Consider the following 25,246-nt stretch of genomic DNA (forward strand, 5'->3'; position numbering starts at 1 on the left):
GCAGATCCGCCACTGACTTATTTAGCGGCCTCTCCGGCCGCACTGCTGCTCCGCCAGGTACATCCGCCCTAGGTCTTACTGCCCCACCGTTAGTTCATATTTTTCTGCCGTCAGCAAATAAAGCCCGGAAGGCCCATCAATAGCTATCTGCCATCCACAGCGGTTAAGAAGCGTTTCCAGCCCCTGCACGCGCCCTGTCAGTCGCGCCATCACCGGTGCGACCTGCTGGCCGCCATCGTCAAATGCAGCATCCAGGCTGCTCCGGGACAGATAAATTCCGTTTACGCCAGCGTTCAGGACAGCGGCATGCCTTCCTGACCACTCCCGGTCGCTGAACAGCCGGTAAGTCCAGCACATATCTTTCGCCATCTCCAGGGCATATGTCAGACGGAACAGGTCATTCTGCCGGGACAGCTCGCCTGTGCAGGAACGCCATAGGTAGTCCAGCTTGCCGGCAAGCTTTGCGCCAACGCCATACTGGCGCCCCTGCGTTAGCAGCCACTCAATGTCGGGCGCCACTTCACGAGAAAAGCGGCGCTGCTTCAGAGCGGTTGCCAGCCAGCGTGTCAGAAAGAGATTTTCCTGAGCAGCAGAACTAACGGTACCGTCCTGACGTGCAAGTGCAAGGGCTACCAGAGCACACCAGGCCAGATGACCGGATTTTTGTGTCAGCGTCACTACAGTCTGTCCTTCTTATGAATCATATTCGCTATTCTAACCGTGCTTTCCTAGGCAATAAATCGTGTACAGGTAAATTTACTTAGTTATTAGCAACCCACCAAAGATTATGATTTATATGGCGTCTGGCAGCATGAAAGCAGCGGATGATGTGGACAGATTACAGTCATTTGCCGTTTTATCAGACTTATACCGCGAAGCTCGGAAGACTGCTATGCTGGGAAGCTGAAGCAATACTGACGATTCAGTAAGAGCGGGGCCGATGATACAAAAAAGTTGAAAAAATTAAGCCCGATAAAATATAATTTTTGATAAGTACTGCTTTATAATATTAGTGATAAATCAATAATGGTGTAAAGAATTTGAAAACCATGTTTTCAGGATGAATTTTTCCTGTATTGGCGAGGGCTGGCTTTAAAGTATGCTTTAAATGCACGAGAAAAGGAATGATAAGACTCGTAGTTGTATTTCAAGTAAATCCGGCAAGCTGGACGGTCTGATTCTCGTAATTCTTGCGCAGCAGCCATTAATCTTATTTTTTTTATATAGTTTCCTAACGATTCCCCTGTGGTCGTTTTAAACACTCGCTGAAGATGCCAGGCTGAATAGCCAGATCTTGCAGAGACTACACTTATTGATAAATCATTTTCAAGATTTTTATTTATCCATAAAATAAGATCGCCAATTATATGCATTGCTGGCATATTACCCTCTCTTCAAAAACCCATTTCAAATTTTCTATACCTTCTCTTATAACCCAGTGTTCAGCTGGCATGGTTACTGCACTTTTCAGGGCTGAAAAATAAACAGAAAAGATGAGGCAAGACAACCTTTTGTCATTAACGTAATGTCCAGTCTGCTTCAGTTCCTTTGATCGCCTGATTATGCTGGAAAAAACATTAACTAACTCAATTTCATCTAAAACCATATCACCACCTATAGTTTTTGATAACCTTAAATACTCATCATTGAAATAAACAATCCGGACAAGCCGCTTTAATTGATTGTTTTTTAATACAGTTGTAAGACTTTCAAGCAAAACATTGCGTAGCGAAATAACAGGCTGGTTACGATAATAGTTAATCCTCTTCAGCTCATTCAGAAGAGGAAAGGACATTCTTTCAACTACGCCTTTTAGTAGATCTTCTTTATCAACAAAATGCCAGTATACTGCACCCCGTGTGACCCCTGCCTGCGTCGCGACTGACTGAAGTGTGGTTCCGGATATGCCCGAGCGACAAAAGCAAACTTCTGCTGCATTCAGTATTTTCCTGCGTGTAGCATCAGTTACTATTTTAGTAGTCCTGACCACAGTTCATTACCTCAGAGTATCGATTGTTAACATACAACCCAGAATATTTGGCAGGGGATTACCCCTGCCATTACTTTATCACTCAGATTTAATATCACTTGTTTTTTTAGTACGGCCAAGCCAGCCCGAAACTAAAACATAAAATAATGGAATGTAAAATATAGCCAGCACGGTAGCCGTGACCATTCCGCCTATTACGCCGGTTCCTATTGCATGTTTACTCCCGGAACTGGCCCCAGTTGCAATGGCCAGCGGAATAACGCCCATAATAAACGCCAGAGATGTCATGATAATAGGTCGTAATCTGACCCTGGCAGCCTCAATGGCTGCATCATAAATAGGTGTGCCATTTTTCGCATGTTCATCACGGGCAAACTCCACAATCAATATGGCATTCTTTGCAGATAGGCCGATCGTGGTCAGCAAGCCGACCTGGAAAAAAACATCATTTTCGAGTCCACGCATCAGTGTTGCGGCTACCGCACCGATGATACCCAGTGGTATCACCATAAGAACTGAAAGCGGAATACTCCAGCTTTCATAAAGTGCAGCAAGACACAGGAATACAAACAGTAAAGAAATGGCATACAGCATGGGAGCCTGAGAGCCAGATAATCTCTCTTCAAAGGAGAGTCCTGTCCACGAAACATGAATCCCCTGGGGAAGCTGCTTTGCAATCTCTTCCACCGCCTTCATTGCCTCGCCTGAACTATGCCCTGGCGCTGGAGAACCCAAAATTTCAATGGCCGGCTGACCGTTATACCGTTCCAGTTTTGGCGAGCCGTAAACCCATTTACCGCTGGCAAATGAAGAGAATGAGACCATATTGCCGTCACTGTTTCGCACGTACCACTTATCAAAGTCATCGGGTGATACGCGGGAATTGGGTTCACCCTGGATATAAACTTTTTTCACTCGCCCATGATCGTTGAAATCATTCACATAGGTTGATCCCCAGGCAGCTGACATCGTGTCATTAACATCAGAGAGGCTGAGCTTAAGCGCCCGCACCTTTTCATCATCAATGATCACCTGATACTGTGGCTCATCATTCATTCCATTAGGCCTGACCATGGACAGCACCGGATTCTTCGCAGCCATTCCCAGCAACTGATTTCTGGCCTGCATCAGCTTTTCATGCCCGATGCCGCCTCTGTCCTCGAGGAAAAGGTTAAAACCGGTGGCATTCCCGAGTTCCATCACTGCTGGTGGTGCAAAAGCAATTACCGTCGCTTCCTTTATTGTACTGAAAAAGCCCATCGATCTGCCGGCTAACTCAAACACATTGCCCTTTCGTTCGCTCCAGGGTTTCAACTGAACAAAAACTATGGCTGTTCCCTGCCCACGCCCGGAAAAGCTGAATCCGCTTATCGCCAGGGTCGATGCAACGACGTCTTTTTCGTGGTCAATATAATAATCAGAAATTTTAGTCAGCACCTGCTGCGTCTGAGCTGCGCTGCTGTTCACCGGCATCTGCACCTGGACAAACAGGTTACCCTGGTCTTCATCAGGCAGAAAAGCAGTCGGCAGTTGCGGAAAAAGCACAACCAGAAGCGCCAAAATCGCAAAGAAGATAAGCAATGCACGTTTTTTTGCACGTAGTGTTCGCGCTACCCCATTACGGTAAAGTACCGTTCCTCGCTCAAATTTCCGGTTGAACCAGCCAAAAAATCCTTTTTTCGTGTGCTGACCTGCCTTAGCTGGGCGAAGGAGGGTTGCACAAAGTGCAGGAGTAAAGATCAGCGCAACCAGCACGGAGAGCGCCATGGCTGACACAATGGTGATTGAAAACTGTCTGTAAATGACCCCCGTAGAACCACTGAAAAAAGCCATCGGTAGGAATACCGCAGACAATACCAGACCGATCCCAATCAGTGCTCCGGATATCTGCTCCATTGATTTCCGCGTGGCCTCTAATGGTGAAAGCCTCTCTTCTTCCATCAATCGCTCAACGTTCTCGACGACGACAATCGCATCATCAACCAGTAAGCCGATGGCGAGCACCAGACCGAACATAGTCAATATGTTTATTGTAAATCCACACGCGGACATGATCCCAAATGTACCCAGTAACACAACGGGCACAGCCATTGTTGGGATTAGCGTTGCACGCCAGTTTTGCAGGAACAGGAACATTACCAAAAAGACCAGTACAATCGCTTCCAGCAGCGTATCCACTACACCTTTGATAGACGTACTGATAACAGGTGCGGTGTCGTAAGGATAAACAATCTCCACTCCCGCGGGTAAAGTGCTTTTTAGATCCTCTAGCCTGCTACGCACAGCTTCAATAGTCGCCAGGGCGTTTGCCCCTGTAGCCAGTCTCAGAGCAATAGCGGTGCTGGGAAGGTTTTTGTCATATTTTGAATGTATGGTGTAACTTTCAGCACCCAGACCCACTTTTGCAACATCCTTCAGCAGAACCCGGGAACCATCTGGCTGAACCTTCAACAAAATATTTTCAAACTGTGCTGGAGTCGTAAACCTCGTTTTACCGATGATTGTGGCATTGAGTTCGGTGCTACTTTCTGTAGGCAGCCCACCAAGCTGTCCGGATGAAACCTGAACGTTCTGCGCCTGAATAGCTGAAGAGACGTCAGTTGGCGTCAGGTTATAGCTGTTGAGTTTCGCAGGATCCATCCAGATACGCATCGCATTCTGAGCACCCATCACCATGAAATCACCGACACCACTTACGCGCGACAGCGGGTCCTGAAGTCTGGAAACCATGTAATCACTCAGATCGAAACTACTCAGGCGTGCATCTTTAGATACCAGTCCGACAATCAGTAGAAAATTTATCTGATACTTGGCTACGCGTATCCCCTGCTGCTGTACTTCTTCCGGCAAAAGCGGATTGGCCAGTGACAGTTTGTTCTGAACCTGAACCTGCGCGATGTCAGAGTCGGTTCCCTGATCAAACGTGACGGTAATCGTAAACGAACCATCCGAATTGCTTTCAGATTTAAGATAACGGAGGTTATCCATCCCGTTCAGCTGCTGTTCAATAACCTGAACTACCGTGTCCTGTACTGTGTTAGCCGAGGCGCCTGGGTAATTACCACTGATAGCAATAGCCGGTGCGGCGATGTTTGGATACTGATTTATAGGTAATTTGAAAATGGCCAGAGCACCGGCAAACATGATGATAATGGCAATAACCCACGCAAACACAGGCCGATCAATAAAAAAACGTGACATAGCTATTCCTTACTTCGGCTGAGCTGCAGCCTGATCAGACCGGACGATAACTGCAGGAATGGCTTTTACTTCCTGACCAGGCTGGACATTTTGTCTGCCATCAACAATTACACGATCCCCGGCCTTAAGGCCTTCGCTGACGACCCACTGGTTACCGACTAAGCGTTCCGTGATCACTTTTCGTAGTGCGGCTTTATTATTTTTTTCGACAACGAGAACCGTTGCACCGCCATCAGAATCACGGGTCAGCCCACGCTGTGGAACCAGTATTACCCCTTTACGAACGCCATCCTGTATCCGGGCGCGAACAAACATACCTGGCAGCAAACGGCCATCAGGGTTAGGAAATTGCGCCCGGATAATGACGGAGTCTGTTGCCTCATCTACAGTAACTTCGGAAAATTTAAGCCGGCCCGGAAAGGCATAATCTTTCCCGGTATCGAGACGCAGGCGAACGTCAGTTTGCTGAGCCTCCCCGCTGGATAAAAGACCTGCTGAGAGCTCTTCCTGAAGCTTTAACAGCGCAGTTGAGGATTGAGGAATATCGACATAGATAGGATCAAGCTGCTGAATGGTTGCGATAGCATCCGTCTGATTAGCCGTCAGCAAAGCGCCCTGTGTAACCGAGGATCGGCCGATGCGACCCGATATTGGTGCGGTTATTGTGGTGTAACCGAGATCAATTTTTGCGGCATCAACCGAGGCCTGCGCCTGAAGCCAGGTTGATCGAGCATCATCTGCGTCCTGTCTGCTGATGGCGCCATTTTTGATAAGTCTTTCATAGCGTTGTGCCAGCAATTTTGCAGACTGCAGCGCAGCTTCTTGTTTTGAAAGTGTTGCCCGGTAAGATGCAGGGTCAATCTGATATAATGGCTGCCCGGCTTTAACTACGCTTCCCTCCTCAAACAACCGTTGTTTAAGAATGCCGCTAACCTGGGGCCTGATTTCAGCAACCAGGAAAGCAGATGTTCTTCCTGATAATTCTGTAGTCAGCGTAACATCTTCATTTTTGAGAGTAATGACTCCGACTTCATTTGACGGAGCGGGTGGCATGGCTGATGATCGATCACATCCCGCCAGCAGTAGTGTGGAAAGCATCAGAAAATAAGCTTTGGGTATAAGAAAGGTCCGGGTAGTCATTTCAGGGCTCATTTAAGTAGTATGTTCATTCTAGTATATTCATACTATAATGAACATACAACAGATCAACGGAGTAAAACAGCGATGACCGATGTAAGTACTGATGGCCTCAGTGAAAAAAGCAGAAACCGTAAAAATCAGGTGCTGGAGGCTGCGGCTAAATGTTTCAGAGAGAGTGGTTTTCACGGCAGTAGCATTGCGCGGATATCAAAAATGGCCGGCATGAGTCCGGGACACATTTATTATCATTTTGAAAATAAGGAAGCGATCGTTGAGGCGCTAATCGCAAGGCAGGAAAATACAATACTGGAGCTTTTCAGGGATATAGCCATTGGCCCGCCTGATGAACCACTTTCATCCGCCATGACCCGCTACACCAGAAAAATGGTTGATCATCATATGGATCCGGATTTTGTAGGATTGTGGCTGGAAATTGCGGCAGAGTCGTCCAGAAATCCTGCGGTCGCTAAAATTTTACATCTGTCTCATAAAAAAACCGAGGCGCTGTTAGAAGCTCAACTGCAGGCCAGAACGGGCATAACGCATTCAGCTGACTTTAAAAAACTGCGTTCAGTCATGCATATGATCCCGATTATATTTAATGGGTTATCTATATACTCAACGATCTGGTCTGAAGAAGATAAAACTGACAAGAAAGTTCTTACGGCTAACATAAATGAAATAATCGATCACTTTCTTAAAGGGATGTGACAGAAAGAGAAACCTTTTCGGCATTTTATTTTCTGGTCTGACAAGGTTTCATGCTGCATCATGATAATTCACAGAATTATGGCTGCTGCAAAACCAGTACTGTGGGATAACGCCTGACCACATCGAAGATCTGGAAGCTTTAGATAATTAAAGAGAAGAAGTAATCAACGTTAATTCTCATAAAGAGAATACATATACTTTTTTATTCACAAAGACATAGTTAAGTATTACCCTTAAACATGTATATAAAATGCAACTTAACTTATGTGAGCTCGATATGATTACTCCAGAACAGAAAGAACTTGTTAAAGCCACCGTGCCGATTCTCAAAGAAAATGGTGTTGCACTGACAGACTATTTTTATAAACGCATGCTGAAGAACAATCCCGCTTTAAAGGAAACATTTAACATGGGCCATCAGCGCAGTGGTGCGCAAGCTAAGGCTCTCGCTGGCGCTGTACTGGCCTATGCTGAGAATATTGATGATCCATCCGTACTTGCTCCTGTTGTTGAGCTTATTTGCTACAAACACGTCAGCCTCAATATTCAGGCTCCGGATTATGATATCGTTGGTGAAAATTTACTGCATTCCATCAGCGAAGTGCTCAGCATCTCTATGGACGACAAGCTGATAGCAGCATGGGGTGCCGCTTATCAGCAACTGGCTGACCTGTTCATTGCTACTGAGAAGTCACTTTACGAACAACAAGCCAACACCCCTGGCAGCTGGCTGGGCTGGCGCGACTTTATCGTCGAGCGGAAAGTTAAAGAGAACAGTGAAATAACGTCATTTTACCTGGTGCCAAAAGACAAAAAGCCTCTCCCTGTTTACAAGCCAGGCCAGTACATTACTGTACGCGTCACTGTCCCGGAGCTCGGTATAAAGCAGCCACGACAGTACAGCCTTTCAGATAGCCCGGGTGGCAAATACCTGCGCATTTCCGTGAAGCGTGAAGACTCGCGTGCTGAAAACCAAAATCCGGGATATGTCTCTTCTACACTGCACAACGTAATTGGTGAAGGTGACACTATTGAGGTCAGCGCGCCGACCGGCAACTTCTTCCTCGTCAACCCCGATCGCAATAACGTGCTCATCAGCGCGGGCATTGGCCTGACGCCTATGATCGCTATGCTTAATCAGCTCCTTACTGATAAAAGCCGCCCCGACGGTAAGCCTTCACTGTGGGACAAGCTGAAATCACCCTTCAGGCATGATGAAGAGCATAAAAAGCAGATTACATTTATACATGCGGCACGCAGCCCGGATGTTCATGCTATGCGCAGAGAAGTCAGCGAACTGGCGGACAAGCACAGTAATCTTCACGTCTACGTGGCGTATGAGTTCGTAACTGATGATGACGTCCCCGGCGAAGATTATCAGATGCTGGGCCGGCTGAACCTGAAGGAGGTGCCTGATCAGCTTCTGCCTCAGGATGCGGATTACTATCTGTGCGGACCGATTCCCTTCATGCAGCACCAGAATGCATCCCTGCTGGAGCTTGGCATTCCGCAGGAGAGAATCCACAGTGAAGCGTTCGGTACCGGCGGCGTTTCTCTCTAATCAGTACCTGCTCCCCTCCGGGGGAGTAACAGGGAGGGATTATGAAGCTTAGCCAGTTTACGGACATCGGTCTGCGAACGCTTATTTACCTCACACAGCCAGCCCGTCAGGAACCCTTTACCATCCGTCAGATGGCAGCAGAACTGAATGTTTCAACACACCATCTGATAAAGGTAGTAAGTTTTATGGCCCGGCAGGGTTGGATTTTGACATTCCGGGGACATAACGGCGGCGTGAAGCTTGCCCGCAGTCCGGCTGATTATAAACTTGGTACGGTCATCAGAACTCTGGAAGAACGGGCTGATAATGCTCATCAGCTCGTTAACTGTCATACTCCGGCATGTCCGCTCAGTAGTAACTGTAAGCTGAAATCGCTCCTCCAGGATGCCATAAACATCTTCACCAGCTATCTTGAACAGTACACGCTGGCCGATGCTGTCCGTAATCCACAGGCACTGAGTGGTCTGATGCATATTCCCGTCGTTAATGTCTGAGCAATCCCGCAGCTTCGGCGATGAACTTTCCAGCTTCCAGAGCAGGTTGTTTTTTATCTTTATTCTGATGTCAGGAAAAAGGCGGTTGCCGCTTTCCCTGACATCACTCAGGAAAATTGTTTAAACCGGACTGATGTGCTCAATGCGCCCTGATAAAGCGGGCCGTATCATCCAGCAGCTCTTTATAACTTTTGTCTGTTTTAGAAATATCAAAACCGTGATCTACATTCCTGCTCCAGAGTTCATGATATCCTGGATGATATTTCAGCAGAGCCTTTGCTGAAGCTGGCTGAGGCGTGATATACGCATCCTGCAGGCCAATGGCCAATAGCAGAGGACCTTTATAACGGGAAATTTCCGCTGCCGGCGTGATGCGGTAAAGGCTTTCAAAGAAATTGCCGCGGAGGGGTATCACGAAGTTATCTTCGCGCCTTCTGGCCACGTATACCTGATTGCCTTTAGACAACCCTTCGTTAAAAACCTTTTCCCCAAAAATTGCCGCATAAGCGGCGGGTGGATTGATGCCGGGATTCCACAGAATGACTGAGGACAACGGAAATGGCGGTGAGGCGGCTACCGCGCTGGCAACTATGCCGCCCTGGCTATGCCCAAGCAGGGAAATTTTACGGCGGTTCACCTGCCCGCTATTGCTCAGATATTTCAGTGCTTCTTTTACTTCTTCTATCTGGCTTTCAAGCGTTGTGTCAGCAAAATCACCGCTGCTGTCTCCGCTGCCCATAAAGTCGATTCTGAGGCTGGCAATCCCGTCCTCTGCCAATTGCTGAGAAGCATACCTGAGGTAACCTTCCCGGAAATACGGTGTTTTTTCACCGTTTCTCTCACCGGTGAAACCGTGAAGAATAAGAACGGCAGGCGGGTTTTTGACATTGTCCGGCAGCGTCAGGGTGCCTGTAATGGTATTGCTCCCGCTGGTAAAGTGGATCTCGCTTTCACCGCCCAGGGCTGAAAATGTCGCGCCAGTAGTTACCAGCAGTAAAAATAGTTTTTTTAATTTCATTTCCGATCCCATTTTTAAGGTATATGAAACTGAACGCTTCTTTCATAAACGAGCCAAAACGTTCAGTAAGATAATTGCCGTAACTTTTACCGGCTAATTCAATGATTTTAAATTCTATTTAACTCATTCTAATCAACCAGCGGCAGGCCAGGCTTCAGCCTGAACTGCAAAAAACTTAACCGCTCAGATGGTTAATTTCAGTCCGGTAAATCCAGCCAAAGCCCTTATGTCTGACACGCGCTGTTTCATTTGCCGCTCTGTCTTCACCTCGTCGTACTTGTGGGTGACATTACGCTCGCATACAATCTTAATAAATGAATACAATCTCAATAATATTCTCATTATAAGATTTATAGGCACCAGGTTATTTTCTGTTCGTCACTAACCGGAGGAGTAATGATCTCAGCGCTGAATTACAGGCCCGAAACCAGGGCTTTTTTACTGTCCCTGGCCGCGTGTTTCGTTCTGGTAATCGGTATGGGGTACGGAAGGTTTGCATTTACAGGCGTACTGCCGGTGATGCTGCATGAGCAAATTCTCAGCCTCACAACCGGCAACCTGGCTGCATCAGCCAATTATGCCGGTTACCTCATCGGGGCGTTGCTTCTGTCAAAAGCCAGACCGTCTGATGCCCGTCACCTTTGCTTTGGCTCGGTATTCGCCACACTGGTCGGTATTGCCCTGCTTGCATGGCTGCGTTCACCAACAGCTATTATTGTCGTCAGGGGAATTGCCGGTCTCTGTAGCGCGGTAAGCCTGATTTCAGCTTCGCTGTGGTTACTTCAGCACATGAAACACGCGCACGGCGCCCCGCTGATGTACGCAGGAGTGGGGCTGGGTATTTTCATATCAGCTGAGTTCATTTCGATGGGTAAGGCACTGGCGCTGTCCAGCCAGACTATCTGGATAATGTGTGCGATCAGTGCTGCCGCATTTTTCCTGATCATATCGCGCCTGCTTAACAGCCCGCCTGATGTACTCACTGACTACAGCAGGCCAACTCAGTCAGGCGCGGCAGTCAGAACGTCTACGCGTGCTGCCGCATACCGGTTGCTGGCCGTGTACGGACTTGCTGGTTTTGGCTACATTATTACCGCCACCTATCTGCCTCTGTTTCTGTCTGGCTCACTGTCCGGCATTGATCCCGTCCAGGTCTGGGCTGTTTTTGGCCTGGCTGCAGTTCCGTCCTGTTTTTTCTGGCACCGCCTGGTGCGGACTCATGGTTACCGGGTGAGCTTCACGCTTAACCTTTTCATTCAGGCTATCGGTGTCATTCTGCCAGCCTTCAGTCATTCGCTTGTTTGTTGTCTGGCCAGTGCCATGCTTGTCGGCTTCACCTTTATGGGTACGGTCACGATTGCCCTGCCGGAAGCAAGGCGTCTGGCTGACGCAGTCCGCTTTAATATGATTGCTGCTATGACCGCCGTTTACGGCCTTGGACAGATTGCCGGACCGCTTGCCGCCGGGGCGCTTTACGCTTCAACAGGCTCGTTTAGTCCCTCCCTGACTGCCGCCGCCGTTTCGCTGATTGCCGCCGGTATCATCATCGCGCTTGAAACCAGTCATAAAAATCCAGCTGAGGAAAATACCTTATGAGCAATATGCTGCTGATTATTGATATCAGTCACGACAGTGTGAATGTGTCTGATTTTGATATGATCCGGTTCAGACCGGTCTCCATTGAGCATTACTCCTTCATGGATTTTTATGATATCAACTCCATACTGGATCACCACTTACGTCAGGGATTGACCTTCGTGCTAGAGGCTTGCTGCATCGTTTGCGATGCCATTAATGCGGGCGAATGGGTCATTCCCTCGCATAATCCGCAAATGCGGCTGTCCATTAATAAGCTGAAAACACAGACAGGCATTAAGAAAATCTGCTTCCTCTCGCCTGCCGAAGCCCTCTCGTTTAGCGCACTGGTAAGAGAGGCAAGCGGTATTCAGCATCTGACAGGCAGCGAAAACCTTACTGGGGAGGGGATAAAGTTTACAGTTGAAACCCGAGACCGGTTTAGTTGCAGTCTGCTCAGACAGAACAGCGGCAGATGGCAGGCTAGCCGCATCGTCTGTAATGAACCCGTGATCACCCCCGATGACACAGCCATTACTGGCTTTTTACATCATTACGGAATTGATGCTCTGCTCAACGAAAGAGGTCTGGTGCTGTTATACGGGTATTTTTGCGCCCGCAACGACAGACAGGCAGATTACCTGACCTACAGGGATGTATTGATGAACTTTACTGGACAAAATCAGCAGGAACGTAAAGCCGCGATTAACGCTTATTTTAATTTACTGAGCCGTTTTTTTTCACAGATACAGGAACGTACATCCGTAAAAGCACAGGATATGGCCTTTATTATCCATACAACACAGCCTGACCTGTTTGCGGTGAACTTCCGCCAATATGTAGCAGGTTTATCTGACAATAATCCGGCTTATTCTGTCTATCTGCATTCGTCAGATACGCCCCGGCTTTACGGTGCTGCTGAGTGGGCATCGCATTAAGGCCTGCCCGGCTCAAGCCGGAAATGGCCTGGCAGGCATTCCGGCATGGGTTTCAGGCGGAAATATTTGATGTGTTCTGCAGAAGTCTCAGAAGTTTGTCCATTGCAGGCGAACTGTAATCCTTACGCCAGATTAACTGCGTGGTTGCCGAGCCAGCTGGCAGGATAGACAGTCCGTCTGGCAGCTGCATCAGATCGAGTACGCTCTGCGGCAGCATACACATATATGAGCCCGACGCGACACAGGCCAGCATGGAGTGATAAGAGCTGACCTCCTGAATCTGTACCTGCTTCCCGCTGCCAGCCATTTTGGCAAGTACTGCAGTGGCGATTTCACGATAAGTACATCCTCTGGCAAATGCAGCCAGACGTCCCTCACTGATATCCCCCAGATTGCGGATAAGGTTCATACCTGTCGGGAGCACGAGCAAAAGCTCTTCCGTAAAAAGAGGCTGAAAGCTCAGATTATCCGGGCACACTACCTCGCCGTCTTTTTTTAGTGGCAGCGCAACAAGCGCACAGTCCAGTTCAGAAAGCATAACTTTTTCGGTCAGAAGCTGAGTATGGTGGGTGCTGAGGCTGACTCTGACATCCGGACACGCCTTACTGAAAGCCGCCAGCGGTTCAGCAAGCCGGCTTGCTGCAGTACATTCCATCGTTCCCAGAGACAGCGTACCGCCTGGCATCGTAGGATGCAGGCTCTGGCGGGCTTCCTGTGCAAGACTCAGGATCTTTTTGGTATAAATCAGAAACTGCTTCCCCTGGGGGGATAATCGCAGCCTCTTGTTTTCGCGGATAAAAAGTTGCGTATCCAGCTCTTCTTCAAGCTGCTGAATGCGGGTGGTGATATTAGACTGCACGCGCCCCAGACGCTTAGCCGCCTTCACAATACTCAGCTCTTCAGCCACAATCCGGAAAATTTCAAGTGAAGTATGGTTCATCCAGCATTCTCTTTTTGAAAACAATATTGATCTTTTTATCTCGCCAGGGGATTTTATGACCTCTCCCCTACGACATCAAGCAGGCAGATAAGATGAAGAACATGCTGTGCCAGACCCTTGACCTCAAGTATCCCATTATCCAGGCACCGATGGCAGGTGTTTCCACCCCGGAAATGGCTGCGGCCGTCAGCAACGCGGGAGTCCTCGGTTCTATCAGCGTCGGAGCTTCGACACCGGAGCAGGCAGAAGTAATGATAAAAAAAACACTTTCGCTGACGACCGGGCCGTTCAATGTTAATGTCTTTTGCCATGCGCCTGTTGTGCGTAGTCCGGAACTGGAACGGACATGGATTGAACGTTTCCGTGAAATTTTTGACCGTTATGACGCAGAGATGCCTGCAGAACTGTCTGAGATATATCAGTCTTTTCACAATAATGAAAAAATGATGGATGTCCTGCTTACGGCTGCTCCTGCAGCAGTGAGCTTCCATTTTGGTCTGCCATCTGCGGCTTTTCTGCAGCGTATGAAATCGCGGGGGATCATTACGCTGGCTTCAGCAACCAGCGTAAGAGAAGCATTGGAAATTGAAGCTGCCGGCATTAATTTTATCGTGGCCCAGGGAATTGAAGCAGGTGGCCATCGAGGCATTTTCAGTACCGATTGCGAGGATCATCAACTCAGCACGTTCACGCTGGTCCAGGCCATAAGAAAAGTCACTCAGTTACCGGTAATCAGTGCCGGCGGAATCATGGACGGAGCAGGCATCGGGGCTATGCTCAGGCTGGGTGCAGCCGGCGTACAGATGGGAACCGCTTTCATACTCTGCCCGGAATCTGCCGCAAATGCAGCTTACCGAGAGGTACTGAAAAGCGAAAAGGCTGCCAGTACGGTGATGACATCAGCAATATCAGGCCGGCCGGCGAGATGTATTACGAATGATTTCTGCCATCTGGCACGCGAGTTTATGCAGGATTGCATTCCCCCATATCCCCTTACGTATGCTCTGGGAAAAGCCCTTGCAGCAGCAGCAGCAGCGAAAGGTGCTCACGGCTTTGGTGCTCAGTGGGCCGGCCAGGGTGCAACGCTGGCCCGCGAAATGCCGGCAGCTGAACTTGTCCGAAGGCTTGTAGCTGAGTGGCAGGCAAGCTGACGACACCGGCTCTTCAGAAATCAGGAAATCGGTCCCGGTCTGCCTGAGTCCGCTTCGCTCCGGACATTTCCGAAAGGAACAAAGCCGGGCAAAGATTCAACCCTGCAGAGCCAGGACCGTATAGCAGGATAACTTTCCAGACTCAGACCGCCTTCGGGAGCCGCCGCAATATAGGCATAACAGGCTATATCAGCAATGGTAGGTACTGGCGTTGCCAGCCAGTTGCGGGACTGCAGGTGCTGCTCCATGAAGGTGAAAAGCCTGTCAGCTACCCTGCAGGCGAAGTCATAGTCCTCCTGCGCACCGAAAATTTTGACCATGCGGGCCGAACCGGGTCCGTAGCGAATTTCACCTGCCGCCTTACCCAACCAAAGCTGTACCTGTGCGAGTGCTTCTGATTCACAAGGCAACCAGGCTGAACCGTCCGCGTATTTCAGACACAGGTAGACCAGAATGGCATTACTGTCCGCTATAACCCGATTCCCGTCTTCCAGCACAGGCACCTGGCCAAGAGGATTTAACACAAGGAAATCTGCTTGTTTACGCGACTGAGCGGAAACATCTTTCAGCTGGTATTCAATGCCGAGTACGCCCAGCAATAGCCTGACCCGATGTGAATGGCCAGATGCGGGTGAAGAATAAAGCGTTAATGATGACATCCTGATTCCTTTTGTTAGTGATACAACGATTGAAATTTCCTGATGGACCTTTCATCTGCGCGACAGCCTCACGCGACTTCAGTTTGTTCAGGAGATCAGGGATGTCGTTGAGAAACAGTTTGCCGCAGCACGTCAGGCCAGGACCGACGAAGACTGTATAGCCTGTATAAAAAACCTACGGGAAGAGACTGAGAACCTTCGTGAACAGGATCGCCTGCTACGGATGCAGACCGCAAAACTCATCGCTAAAGTGGAGTTTGTCCGGGACAATAACGAAATTGTCGGGTACGTCATATCTGCGGTACATATCGTTTTATCCGGGGTTGCCATGTTTGGCGGGATGATCATGATCTCTTCCATGATCCCCATCGGTATGCTAGCCGGTGCCACGCTGTTCATTGACGGCGTAAATGGCATATCGAAGGAAGTCAGTCATCTCCGTTACGGCAAAGAGTCGCACTCTGAAGGAATTTTTGCAGATGGGGTAATAGAGGCTGCGCAGTTCATGGGATTCAGCCCGAATACAGGAATGGCACTTTACAATGCGGCTACATTGAGCGCCAGCGTTTACAGTGTTTTTGGTCTGGCAAGAAAACCCGGCGCGTGGCGTCTGTTCCGGTGGTTGCCCCGTGATTATTACCGGAAAGTTGACACCATGAGCAGACCAAAATTAACGATGAAAATCGTGGACTATGGCGTCAAAGCGAAAGTGGTTTTTGACCTTCTCACGACCGATCAGCAGAGTCGCTAATTTCTGTTCGCTCTCTGGTATCGCCAGGACTTATAAGACAACACAGGCGGTTGTACAAAAATGGCAACCGCACAACCGCAGAGCAGCGCAATTCCGCCGGAAAAAACGGTCTCGCTGGAGCCAGCAAAGAGCAAAAAAATAAAGATAGCAAGACAACACAGCACAACGGTCAGCGCTATTGTGAAGCGTCTGGACAGATCCTGAATGGCATCCCCCAGGGAACCGCCATAACTTTCCAGGTTGTTTTTGACTTTTCGCAGGTCTGCGGAGCTAAAGCCTGAGCGCAGCAGGGCATCTTCACTTACTATCATTGCTTTTCATCCTTAAAATGTTCCAAGGAACACCACAAGATATAACAAAAAGTGGTCCGGTTATCGATCCCGGTTTTCCCCACATTGACCCGACTACTATTAGATGTCATACGTGAGATTTCCCTGCAAGTTATTGATAATATTACACCTAAGTCATCGCGCAGCCAGAAAGGAATTTGTCATGTGTTCCAGCTTTTCCGGGTTTTACGGCGTATAAAAACAGGCCGTAGCTAACGTTTTCATCTCTGCCAACACAATATTCGCTTTTGATGCCAACATCCTCCTGACCCTTATTAGTAGTAAATCCTGATAAGATTTGTAGCCCTATCAAAAATATGTGTGTACGGCCAAATCCGCCCTCCCTACCGCATCCTCTCACTGGCAAGATGATAAACATCGCTGCGCTCGCGTTTACCCACAGCAACAACGGCAATCACCAGTTGATCGTCTATTACCTGATAAACCAGGCGAAACCCGGACGCTCTGAGTTTGATTTTATAGCAGTCTTTAATCCCTCGTAGTCTGGCAGAAGGAATATGGGGATTGTCACAACATTTCTTCAGTTTTTTGGCAAACTGCTGCTGGAGAGATTTGTCCAGCTTCTGCCATTCTTTAAATGCCTCTTCCCTGAATTTGACGGTATAACTCACAAAAGCGCATCCAAATCGACATCGAGCAGACGCTGGCCGCTGCGTTCGTTAACCAGCTTAACCAGTTCCTGATCGTCAAGGGCATCAAGCATCTGTTCATAAAGCTCAGCCGGGACGCAATAGAATGCAGGCTGGTTGCGGTTAAGAATGGCGACAGGATAACCGTCACCTGCATTAACCGTGGCCATCGGATTTTTCTTCAGTTCGCTTACGCTGGCACTGGTATCGCTTAAAATAATGTTTGGCATAGAGCCTCCAGGACTGCTTAACAGGTCTTTATAGTAGCAGCCTCAAGACCTGATAACCAGTCTCTTTCGGTAGATACAAATGGCTATGTTTGATGAACTGCAAAGGCTGAATGAGCTATTTGAAATGCCGGAAGATGGGATTATTTTTCATTTCTCTTTTTCGCGCCGACAGGAACAGGATCTTCAGTTGCAGCATCCTGAATAATCAGCGCATTGCTTTTCTTATCTAAGGTCTTGAGAAGCGGCTGCAATTCTCTGAGCATAAGGTCCAGACGCTGCATATCCCCCGTCAGTTTTTGATATACGGGCGATCCAGGCTGAATACCTTTTATGCTGCGGCTGAGCTGTTGCAGGCTTTGCTGCATATCCTCAGACAGTGTTTTCATTGCAGGGCTACTGATAAATCCATCAATATGCCTGAGCGATTTTTGTATTTCTGTCATGGTGCGCTGACTTTGTTTTAGCGTACCGGTCGCAACTGAAATCAGTGGCCGAAGCGGAAGACTGTTCATCTTATCCACTATAGCCACAATCTTTTGCTGTATCTGGTTTAAACCACCAGGCGTTGTGGGGATGACTTTGTAACCCGCGACGATATCCGGTCCTTTGTCGGGCTCAACATTTGCATAATAGTCTAAGTCGATAAACAGCGAACCGGAAAGCAGACTGCCTGTTTTCAGCGAGCCTCTTAACCCCTGTTTTTTACCCAGCTGTAGCTTTTTCTCCAGGTCAAAGTCTTCCCTCATACCGCTCATGAATCTCTGGGGTTCAATGTGAATCAGGACGGGAACCTCATAATGGCTGCGAAAATTCTGGGTTATCTCTGGCGAGGTAAAAGGAACCTGAGCAACCGTCCCCAGGCGTATTCCACGAAACTCGACAGGCGCGCCTGCCTGAAGTCCGCGAACAGAATCGGAAAAGAACAATACGAAGTCGAGGTGTTCGGTATAACGTGAATTCGCGATGCTTCGCAGATCGTCATAAAGAGTATAAGTTGCTACGCCCTTAACCGGCTGGGCCAGGGCCACGCCTTCAGGCAGGTCAAAACTGACCCCGCCACTTAATAATGTGGTGATGGAGCCCATCTCCACGCGCATCCCGGATGAGGATAAATCCACAGCAATCCCACTATTCTTCCAGAAACGAACGTTTGAGGTGACAAGCTGATCAAAGGGCGAAGCGATAAATACCTGATAACGCATCATCCTTTTTTCCATATCAAACCGGCTGTTCTCGACTGACCCGACACGCAGGCCGCGAAACAGAACCGGGTAGCCCGGCATGAGTTGCCCCGCGTCACGACTATTAAGCGTGATTCTTATCCCCTTTGCATTCGGTGAGGCCTGGGGAGGCGTATCTGACAGCCGATAGCGTTCCGGCGCTGGCCCTGGAGCACCTGGCTGTAAGGCTATATAGGCGCCTGAGAACAAGGTGCTTAAGCCCGTTATCCCTTCGAATCCAATTTCAGGCCTGACCACCCAAAAAGCGCTATTGCCGGTCAATAGTTTTTGCATATCAGTGTGCATGCGAACCTTGATCTCGACGTGCTTAAGATCGTCAGTAAGCTCGGTACTTTCAACGAAACCCACATCAATGTTGCGGTTTTTTATTACGGTTTTACCTGCCTTAATCCCCTGTGCGTTTTCGGTCATCAGAATCACCAGAGGTCCCTGCTGGCTTTTATGGTAATACAATAAAAAGGCACCGATGAGCAGCGTGACAAAGGGAATGATCCAGACAGAAGACCATCTTTTGTTGGGGTTTACTTGAGCACTATCCGGCTTATCCGACAAAGTATGGACTCGTGTAAGAACAGAGTAACCTGTACTTTTCAGGGCGTTCTGTTGAAGAAGGATTCGATCTCAGGGCTATGTATTCGCTGGTCTTTCCTGAGGCCATGATAGTTAATCTCATCATTAAGCGTTAAATTTCGATAAGTCAGGATCATAAAATCTACTTTCAAACGGAGATGCATTATTTTCCAGTAAATAATGGATCGGATAATTCGCAACAACGTCGGGGCAGGATAGTTAATAAGTATAAAGATATTTTTTTAAATAAAGCTTTAGAAATACAAATCTGTGATCAACGTGTCATATTATTTTAATAAAATCAAATCAATCAGTTACCAACATCATGGAGGTTAACGACTCAAAATAAAGAGGAATAATCCTGCGTTTAAAGTCTAATAAATACACTAAAATCATCACCAATGAACAGTATTGCCCACCTACGTCCTCGCTGAAGTGCCTAAAATCCCTGAGCGCTGCATGACTTTCTGGTATTGCGTCTGTCACCGAGGTATGTCAGGTTAACTCTTTTACGAATTGAAATATTCTTGCAGCCGATCTATTTTTACTTCGCATTCCAATTTAGCAGAGGCACCTATGTTCCTTAACTATTTTGCTTTGGGTATGCTGATCTTCGTTTTCATAATTATTTTTTATGGAATTATCGTTCTTCATGATATTCCCTATTTAATCGCAAAGTCCCGTAATCATCCTCATGCCGATGCCATTCACGTCGCAGGTTGGGTAAGTCTGTTTACACTGCATGTCATATGGCCTTTCCTGTGGATCTGGGCCACACTTTATCGTCCGGATCGTGGTTGGGGTATGCAGAACCAGTACACTTCATTACTGGAACTGCAGCAGCGCGTAGCAGAACTGGAGCGTTTACAGGCTGATTCCAAACCGCTTCGACCGGAGCGATGATATGGATCTGCTCATTATTTTAAGCTACGTTGCGATAGCCTGGGCTGTTTTTAAAATATTTCGCATACCCGTCAATAAATGGACAGTGCCAACAGCGGCCCTCGGTGGGGTTTTTCTGGTCAGCGCGCTAATTCTGCTAATGAATTATAACCATCCCTATACGTCACTGGCACAAAAAGCAGTTGTCGCGATTCCTGTTACCCCACAAGTGACCGGCGTCGTAAATGAAGTTACTGATAAAAAAGAAGTGCTTATTAAAAAGGGAGAAATGCTCTTCACCCTGGATCAAACCCGTTATAAGGTCCGCGTCGAAAGATTAAAAGCCGACCTGAGCACCGCTATTAACAATATTGAAGCGATGAAAGGACAATTAAGCGAAGCCGTTGCCTACACAACCCATGTATCTGCTGAGCGGGATAGATTATTTCTGGACTATCAACGCTATCTCAAAGGCAGCAAGGCGAAAGTCAATCCATTCTCCGAACGTGATATTGATAATGCCAGACAGGCATTTCTGGCGCAGGATGCCCTGGTAAAAGGTTCTCTGGCGGAACAGGAGCAGCTCAGAAGCCAGTTGAACAGTGTATCGGGAGGAGAACAATCCCAGATAGCCAGTCTGCGCGCGCAATTAGCAGAAGCCCGGTATAACCTGGATCAGACGGTTGTCCGCGCACCCAGTGATGGTTATGTCACTCAGGTCTTAATCCGTCCCGGAAGCTACGCAGCCGCCCTGCCGCTGCGCCCGATCATGATATTCATTCCTGTGCAAAAACGTCAGATCATTGCTCAGTTCAGACAAAATTCCCTGCTTCGCCTGACAGCGGGAGATGAAGCAGAGGTCGTTTTTAATGCCCTTCCGGGACAGGTATTCTCAGGAAAACTGCTCAGAGTTTTGCCAGTGGTTCCAGGCGGAGCTTATCAGGCACAGGGAACGGTGCAATCGCTGAGCCTTGCTTCAGGTTCTGATGGCGTATTAGCCTTAATTGAATTAAACCCAAATCAGGACGTTGATGCATTGCCAGACGGCATATTTGCTCAGGTTGCGGTCTATTCTGACCACTTCACGCATGTTTCGGTCATGCGTAAAATTTTGCTGAGAATGACCAGCTGGGTGCATTACCTCTACCTGGATCACTGATGATAAATATATCCTTAACTTTCCATCCATTAACTGTTGGCCTCCTTTCTGAAGATGTTAATCAGAACAGTTATGAACGGCCTGGCTTTGTAATAGACTCTGATTTGAAATTACCCTGAAAACACGGCGGGTGGTTAATTAAATTACTGATCGGTTATCACAAAATAGGATCGTAAATAAGCTTTTGAAATAGCTGTTTGCATTGAATATGCTATGTTTTAAATGTAGTTACGAATTCTAATCGTCTTTTATAACATTCCGAGGATACGCATATGAAAAAATTAATTTTTGGTGTGGTTATTTGCTCCTTATCGTTTGGCTCATTTGCTGCCGAAATGATGTCAAAGAATGATTTTATGAAAGTGAAGGATCAGTATGAAAAGATAGGCGATATCTCAACATCAGGTGAGACCAGCCCTTCAGATGCAAAAGCGGAGCTATCAGAAATGGCCGATAAAAAAGGCGGCGATGTGTTCGTACTGACCTCAGCCAATACGAATAACAAAATTAAAGGTACCGCTGATGTATACAAGAAAAAATAGCGGAGTAACGAAGCTATCTGTCTGAAATACAGACTGAAATAGATGATTTTTTTCGGAACCTCAGGAAATATGTTCTTAATACAGGTTAATCGATGCCCTTTACTAACGTAAAGGGCATCTTTCTTACAGCACCATCAGGACTTTAAACCGTTTTAAGCGAGGATGAGCTGAACGTCGGTGACAGGACCTTATCTGCCCAGGCTGATGCGCGGATTACACGTCACGCTAATCCGCCTGCACTTGATTAACTCCAGGCGATGACGTTATCAGCCGTCAGGCGAAGGTTCCGCTAATCAGCCGCCGCCCGCCTCCCCCTATTTCTTATCCAGCGACCAGGTTGCACTGCGGATATCGACCTTCACTGGTAACAGACCAATCTGGGTAAACTTATCGGCCAGAGCCTGCTGCTGCGTGAAGACTTCAGGTGTCATCCGCTCAGCCCCGAACGGCATCCTTGCCAGCGCCCGTTGCCAGATCGGCTGCGGCAGACCGGTTGAGGTGGACATGATTTTTGCCGCCTCTTCCTGATGTTGATTGGCCCAGGTACTTAGCGACCCAAGCTCATCCACCACCTGGCTGGCGATTTGCGGCCAGGTTTCCGCAAACTTACGGCTGGCAAGATAGAAGGTGTAGTGTGGCACCAGGCCTTCGGCATTTTTAATCAGCCGCGCGTGGGCGTTGGTTTCAACTTCTGCGTAGTAAGGATCCCAGATTACCCAGGCATCCACTGCACCGCGCTGGAAAGCGGCACGCGCATCCGCGGGTGGCAGATATACCGGTGTAATGTCTTTATAGCTCAGCCCCGCCTGTTCCAGCGCAGTTACCAGCAGATAGTTAACGTCAGAGCCTTTATTCAGCGCCACGCGTTTGCCTTTGAGATCCGCCACGCTTTTAATGGGGGAGTCGGCGGGCACCACAATCGCCTCAGTTTTGGGGTTGGCAGGAGAATGTGCCAGATAAACCAGATCGGCCTGTGCGGCCTGAGCAAAAGTCGGTGGTGCGTCGCCGGTTGCGGCCAGATCGATACTGCCGATGTTCAGGCCTTCCAGCATCTGCGGCCCGGCCGGGAACTCAATCCAGTGAACCGCAATCCCCTGTTTCTTAAATTCCTGATCCAGCGTGCCGCGATATTTCAACAGGGCGAAGATATTGGCTTTCTGAAAACCAATGTTAACTGTTTCGGGTTTCTCTGCTGCTGCCTGGGTGTTGAACGCTAATCCCGCCTGGGCGGCAATAATCAATGCGCTAAGCAAAACTCTTTTCATCTCTCATTCCTGAGTCTGGTTGTTGTCAGCGCAACATAACAAACGCGGGTTGAAGCGCTTAGCGATCAAATGTTCGATGCTTAGCGAAAAAAACGCTATGGATGCCAGACCGACTCACGTACCCGAATGGCGCGACTCAATAGCCCCAGTGCATAGAAGCGGTCAGCGATGGTCTGCTGTTCCCGGATGATGGCTAAGTTCATGCGCTGGGTCTGGTGACTGCGCCGCGCTAAGGCATGCATCAGTGAAGGCGCTGATATCCCGAGTTCGGTGGAGAGCAACGCAGCGGCTTCAGCACGGTGTGCATCGATGTAGCGGCCAGTCTGCTCCAGCGCGGTGAGCAGAACCTGCAGCAGATCGCCCGACTGCGCGGCGAACCCGCGTTCGGCAAGGTAAAACTGATGATTATTGACCCGGCCGGTGCCATCAGCGATCACCCTGAACTGTCCGCTGTTCTCTGCATCGCTGAGCAGCGGATCCCACATCATCCAGGCATCCACTGCGTTGAGATCGCTGGGCGTCAGCGGATATTTGGGCGGTGCATAGACGATGCGCACATCATCCAGCCCTAAACCCGCTTCATCCAGAATCTGCAGCAGCAGATAGTGAACGTTGGAACCACGATTCACGGCGATGCGTTTTCCTCTGAGATCGCCAATCTGCTGAACCGGGCTGCTGTTCGGTACCAGCAGTGCCACGCTCTGCGGCGCGGCGGGTTCCCAGGCAACATAAACCATCGGGCTGTTGCTGGCCTGCGCAAACAAGGGGGGAACTTCACCGGTCGTGCCGAAATCGATCTCCTGTTGGCTCAGCGCATGCAGAAGCTGCGGACCCGCAGGAAACTCACTCCACAGCACGCTGACGCCTCTATCGGCCAGCTGCTGTTCCAGTGACTGGCGCACTTTCAGGATGCCGAGGTTGCCAAATTTCTGATAACCGATGCGCAGTTCCCGCTCCCGTTCTGGCTGCTGATTCAGAGAAGTGTCGCGCTGACGCAGTGAAGTGCGGCGCGGTTTAATCACTCCCAGATGGCCCAGTTGGGTGCGCAGCGTATGACGACTGATGCCAAGCAGCGCGGCGGCCTGCAGTTGATTGCCCTGAGTGAGTTCCAGCGCATTCTTTATCAGCGCCTCAATTACCCGGGGATAGAGCGGTGTTTCGCTCTGCTGCATCTGCTGCCGTAAAAACTGATCCAGCGCCTCCTCTCCCGGTGGCAGCTCGCTACCCGTCAGATTATTCAGCCGGAGCTGCTGCGGCGTGACCAGCGAGGTTTTGCTGAGCAGGACGGCATTATGCAGGGTGTTCTCCAGCTCGCGGATGTTGCCCGGCCAGCTGTAGTCCATCAGCGTGGCTACAGCATCTTCACTGAGACGTAACTGAGGTCGGCCCAGACGGCGCGCATAGAGCTGCAGGAAGTGAGTGGCCAGCACCGGGATATCTTCGCAGCGCTGGCGCAGCGGCGGCAGCGTGACGCTGGCCACATTCAGCCGGTAGTAGAGGTCTTCCCGGAAGCGCCGTTCACGGATCGCCACCGCCAGGTCGCGGTTGGTGGCCGCAATGACCCGCACATTGACCTTTACAGCCCTGGAGGAACCCACACGGGTAATCTCACGCTCCTGCAGCACGCGCAGCAGCTTCACCTGCAGCGACGCACTCAGTTCACCGACTTCATCCAGCAGCAGCGTCCCGCCCTCTGCCGCCTCAAACCAGCCGCGATGGCGATCCTGTGCGCCGGTAAATGCCCCTTTCTCATGACCAAAGAGTTCAGACTCCGCCAGACTCTCAGTGAGGGCACCACAGTTGACCGCCAGAAACGGCTGTCTGCTGCGGGCGCTGTGATGATGCAGATAGCGCGCCATCACCTCTTTGCCGGTGCCGGTTTCACCAATGATCAGCACCGTCGCGTCGGTAGGTGCAAGCTGATCCAGCACGCTTTTAAAGGCGCGCGATGCGGGGTCAATCAACTCAGGGCTGGCAATCTGCATCTTATTCACCGGGTTAACAGGAAAGCCATGACCATACCGCGTGGATAACGCGGAAACGAGAGGTTAACCGGGCCGGATTGTTGCCAATGCAGCAGACTGTAACTTTACCTGTCGCAAATGCAGCAATATTCAGCAAGAGAAAATATAAATATGTTATTGAATTGATGAGATAAATTTTAATACACAGAGTGGCATGCATCCTGCTAACACCTATATAACTAAAGAATTTATGCCTATGTATTAAATCCAAATATCGTTATAAAG

At 49.0% G+C, this 25,246-nt stretch carries 23 protein-coding genes and 1 pseudogene; 10 read left to right on the plus strand and 14 right to left on the minus strand.

The genetic code is table 11. From position 1 onward, the window contains the following. Window positions 1-75: 75 nt before the first annotated feature. The 5 genes from FOV68_RS20485 to FOV68_RS20505 all read right to left on the minus strand — a co-directional run bounded on the left by FOV68_RS20485 (window position 76) and on the right by FOV68_RS20505 (window position 6,331). Complete coding sequence (locus tag FOV68_RS20485; RefSeq protein ID WP_143991443.1) at window positions 76-678, minus strand: DUF2913 family protein; 603 nt, start codon at window positions 676-678, stop codon at window positions 76-78. Window positions 679-1,055: 377 nt separating this feature from the next. Then, a complete protein-coding gene (locus tag FOV68_RS20490; RefSeq protein WP_143991444.1) occupies window positions 1,056-1,382 on the minus strand; it encodes a helix-turn-helix domain-containing protein in 327 nt (108 codons plus the stop codon). Next, a complete protein-coding gene (locus tag FOV68_RS20495; RefSeq protein ID WP_143991445.1) occupies window positions 1,364-1,990 on the minus strand; it encodes a TetR family transcriptional regulator in 627 nt (208 codons plus the stop codon). The genes FOV68_RS20490 and FOV68_RS20495 overlap by 19 nt, the downstream gene beginning before the upstream one ends. A gap of 78 nt (window positions 1,991-2,068) precedes the next feature. Then, on the minus strand, window positions 2,069-5,191 hold the full coding sequence (locus FOV68_RS20500; RefSeq protein WP_143991446.1) for an efflux RND transporter permease subunit: 3,123 nt from the start codon (window positions 5,189-5,191) through the stop codon (window positions 2,069-2,071). Window positions 5,192-5,200: 9 nt separating this feature from the next. Continuing rightward, complete coding sequence (locus FOV68_RS20505; protein ID WP_143991447.1) at window positions 5,201-6,331, minus strand: efflux RND transporter periplasmic adaptor subunit; 1,131 nt, start codon at window positions 6,329-6,331, stop codon at window positions 5,201-5,203. Between the two features lie 84 nt (window positions 6,332-6,415). Between FOV68_RS20505 and FOV68_RS20510 the strand changes: the two genes are divergently transcribed. From FOV68_RS20510 to FOV68_RS20520, 3 genes are all read left to right on the plus strand, one after another. Beyond that, entirely contained in the window at window positions 6,416-7,042 is a 627-nt protein-coding gene (locus tag FOV68_RS20510) for a TetR/AcrR family transcriptional regulator (RefSeq protein ID WP_143991448.1), read from the plus strand. Between the two features lie 250 nt (window positions 7,043-7,292). After that, window positions 7,293-8,603: a globin domain-containing protein gene (locus tag FOV68_RS20515; RefSeq protein ID WP_255473727.1), complete on the plus strand. Its 1,311-nt coding sequence runs from the start codon at window positions 7,293-7,295 to the stop codon at window positions 8,601-8,603. A 41-nt stretch (window positions 8,604-8,644) separates the two neighbouring features. Continuing rightward, on the plus strand, window positions 8,645-9,097 hold the full coding sequence (locus FOV68_RS20520; RefSeq protein ID WP_143991449.1) for an Rrf2 family transcriptional regulator: 453 nt from the start codon (window positions 8,645-8,647) through the stop codon (window positions 9,095-9,097). A 139-nt stretch (window positions 9,098-9,236) separates the two neighbouring features. Here FOV68_RS20520 and FOV68_RS20525 read toward each other — a convergent pair whose 3' ends face one another. Continuing rightward, window positions 9,237-10,115 carry a S9 family peptidase gene (locus FOV68_RS20525; RefSeq protein WP_186289766.1) on the minus strand — a complete coding sequence of 293 codons (879 nt, stop codon included), beginning with the start codon at window positions 10,113-10,115 and terminating at the stop codon, window positions 9,237-9,239. 399 nt (window positions 10,116-10,514) lie between these two features. On the opposite strand from FOV68_RS20525, the gene FOV68_RS20530 reads away from it, so the two are divergent. Then, window positions 10,515-11,711 (plus strand): YbfB/YjiJ family MFS transporter, encoded by a 1,197-nt coding sequence (locus FOV68_RS20530; protein WP_370513298.1) that lies wholly within the window; start codon window positions 10,515-10,517, stop codon window positions 11,709-11,711. Continuing rightward, window positions 11,708-12,628, plus strand: coding sequence for a hypothetical protein (locus FOV68_RS20535; RefSeq protein WP_143991452.1), 921 nt, complete (start codon window positions 11,708-11,710; stop codon window positions 12,626-12,628). Before FOV68_RS20530 ends, FOV68_RS20535 begins: the two co-directional genes overlap by 4 nt. A gap of 52 nt (window positions 12,629-12,680) precedes the next feature. Here FOV68_RS20535 and FOV68_RS20540 read toward each other — a convergent pair whose 3' ends face one another. Continuing rightward, window positions 12,681-13,568 carry a LysR family transcriptional regulator gene (locus FOV68_RS20540; RefSeq protein WP_143991453.1) on the minus strand — a complete coding sequence of 296 codons (888 nt, stop codon included), beginning with the start codon at window positions 13,566-13,568 and terminating at the stop codon, window positions 12,681-12,683. Between the two features lie 92 nt (window positions 13,569-13,660). Here FOV68_RS20540 and FOV68_RS20545 point away from each other — a divergent pair, with 92 nt between their 5' ends. Next, complete coding sequence (locus FOV68_RS20545; protein ID WP_143991454.1) at window positions 13,661-14,719, plus strand: nitronate monooxygenase family protein; 1,059 nt, start codon at window positions 13,661-13,663, stop codon at window positions 14,717-14,719. Window positions 14,720-14,739: 20 nt separating this feature from the next. On the opposite strand, the gene FOV68_RS20550 is transcribed toward FOV68_RS20545, so the two are convergent. After that, a complete protein-coding gene (locus FOV68_RS20550; RefSeq protein ID WP_143991455.1) occupies window positions 14,740-15,378 on the minus strand; it encodes a glutathione S-transferase family protein in 639 nt (212 codons plus the stop codon). Between the two features lie 49 nt (window positions 15,379-15,427). Between FOV68_RS20550 and FOV68_RS20555 the strand changes: the two are divergent. Continuing rightward, window positions 15,428-16,129: pseudogene (locus FOV68_RS20555) on the plus strand (DUF4225 domain-containing protein); the annotation flags it as partial. Here the strand turns inward: FOV68_RS20555 and FOV68_RS20560 are convergent. The 4 genes from FOV68_RS20560 to pqiB form a co-directional block, all read right to left on the minus strand. Further along, entirely contained in the window at window positions 16,126-16,440 is a 315-nt protein-coding gene (locus FOV68_RS20560; RefSeq protein ID WP_033759977.1) for a hypothetical protein, read from the minus strand. The pseudogene FOV68_RS20555 and the gene FOV68_RS20560 sit on opposite strands and share 4 nt — an antisense overlap. 362 nt (window positions 16,441-16,802) lie before the next feature. Continuing rightward, on the minus strand, window positions 16,803-17,090 hold the full coding sequence (locus FOV68_RS20565) for a type II toxin-antitoxin system RelE/ParE family toxin (RefSeq protein WP_010257115.1): 288 nt from the start codon (window positions 17,088-17,090) through the stop codon (window positions 16,803-16,805). Beyond that, a complete protein-coding gene (locus FOV68_RS20570; RefSeq protein WP_031593843.1) occupies window positions 17,087-17,338 on the minus strand; it encodes a type II toxin-antitoxin system Phd/YefM family antitoxin in 252 nt (83 codons plus the stop codon). The genes FOV68_RS20565 and FOV68_RS20570 overlap by 4 nt, the downstream gene beginning before the upstream one ends. A 140-nt stretch (window positions 17,339-17,478) precedes the next feature. Further along, window positions 17,479-19,131 carry an intermembrane transport protein PqiB gene (gene pqiB / locus FOV68_RS20575; RefSeq protein ID WP_143991457.1) on the minus strand — a complete coding sequence of 551 codons (1,653 nt, stop codon included), beginning with the start codon at window positions 19,129-19,131 and terminating at the stop codon, window positions 17,479-17,481. Between the two features lie 594 nt (window positions 19,132-19,725). Between pqiB and FOV68_RS20580 the strand changes: the two genes are divergently transcribed. The 3 genes from FOV68_RS20580 to yahO all read left to right on the plus strand — a co-directional run bounded on the left by FOV68_RS20580 (window position 19,726) and on the right by yahO (window position 21,732). Continuing rightward, window positions 19,726-20,052: a DUF3302 domain-containing protein gene (locus tag FOV68_RS20580; protein ID WP_033759973.1), complete on the plus strand. Its 327-nt coding sequence runs from the start codon at window positions 19,726-19,728 to the stop codon at window positions 20,050-20,052. A 1-nt stretch (window position 20,053) separates the two neighbouring features. After that, window positions 20,054-21,190 (plus strand): HlyD family secretion protein, encoded by a 1,137-nt coding sequence (locus FOV68_RS20585; protein WP_143991458.1) that lies wholly within the window; start codon window positions 20,054-20,056, stop codon window positions 21,188-21,190. A 272-nt stretch (window positions 21,191-21,462) separates the two neighbouring features. After that, window positions 21,463-21,732, plus strand: coding sequence for a DUF1471 family periplasmic protein YahO (gene yahO / locus FOV68_RS20590; RefSeq protein ID WP_010257103.1), 270 nt, complete (start codon window positions 21,463-21,465; stop codon window positions 21,730-21,732). 314 nt (window positions 21,733-22,046) lie between these two features. On the opposite strand, the gene FOV68_RS20595 is transcribed toward yahO, so the two are convergent. Continuing rightward, window positions 22,047-22,997, minus strand: coding sequence for a sulfonate ABC transporter substrate-binding protein (locus tag FOV68_RS20595; RefSeq protein ID WP_033786327.1), 951 nt, complete (start codon window positions 22,995-22,997; stop codon window positions 22,047-22,049). A gap of 95 nt (window positions 22,998-23,092) precedes the next feature. Then, a complete protein-coding gene (locus FOV68_RS20600) occupies window positions 23,093-24,982 on the minus strand; it encodes a sigma-54-dependent Fis family transcriptional regulator (RefSeq protein ID WP_143991459.1) in 1,890 nt (629 codons plus the stop codon). Between the last annotated feature and the right edge of the window lie 264 nt (window positions 24,983-25,246).

Origin of the sequence: Pantoea sp. paga (assembly GCF_007558755.1) — a bacterium.
In the GTDB taxonomy this organism is placed as follows: domain Bacteria; phylum Pseudomonadota; class Gammaproteobacteria; order Enterobacterales; family Enterobacteriaceae; genus Pantoea; species Pantoea agglomerans.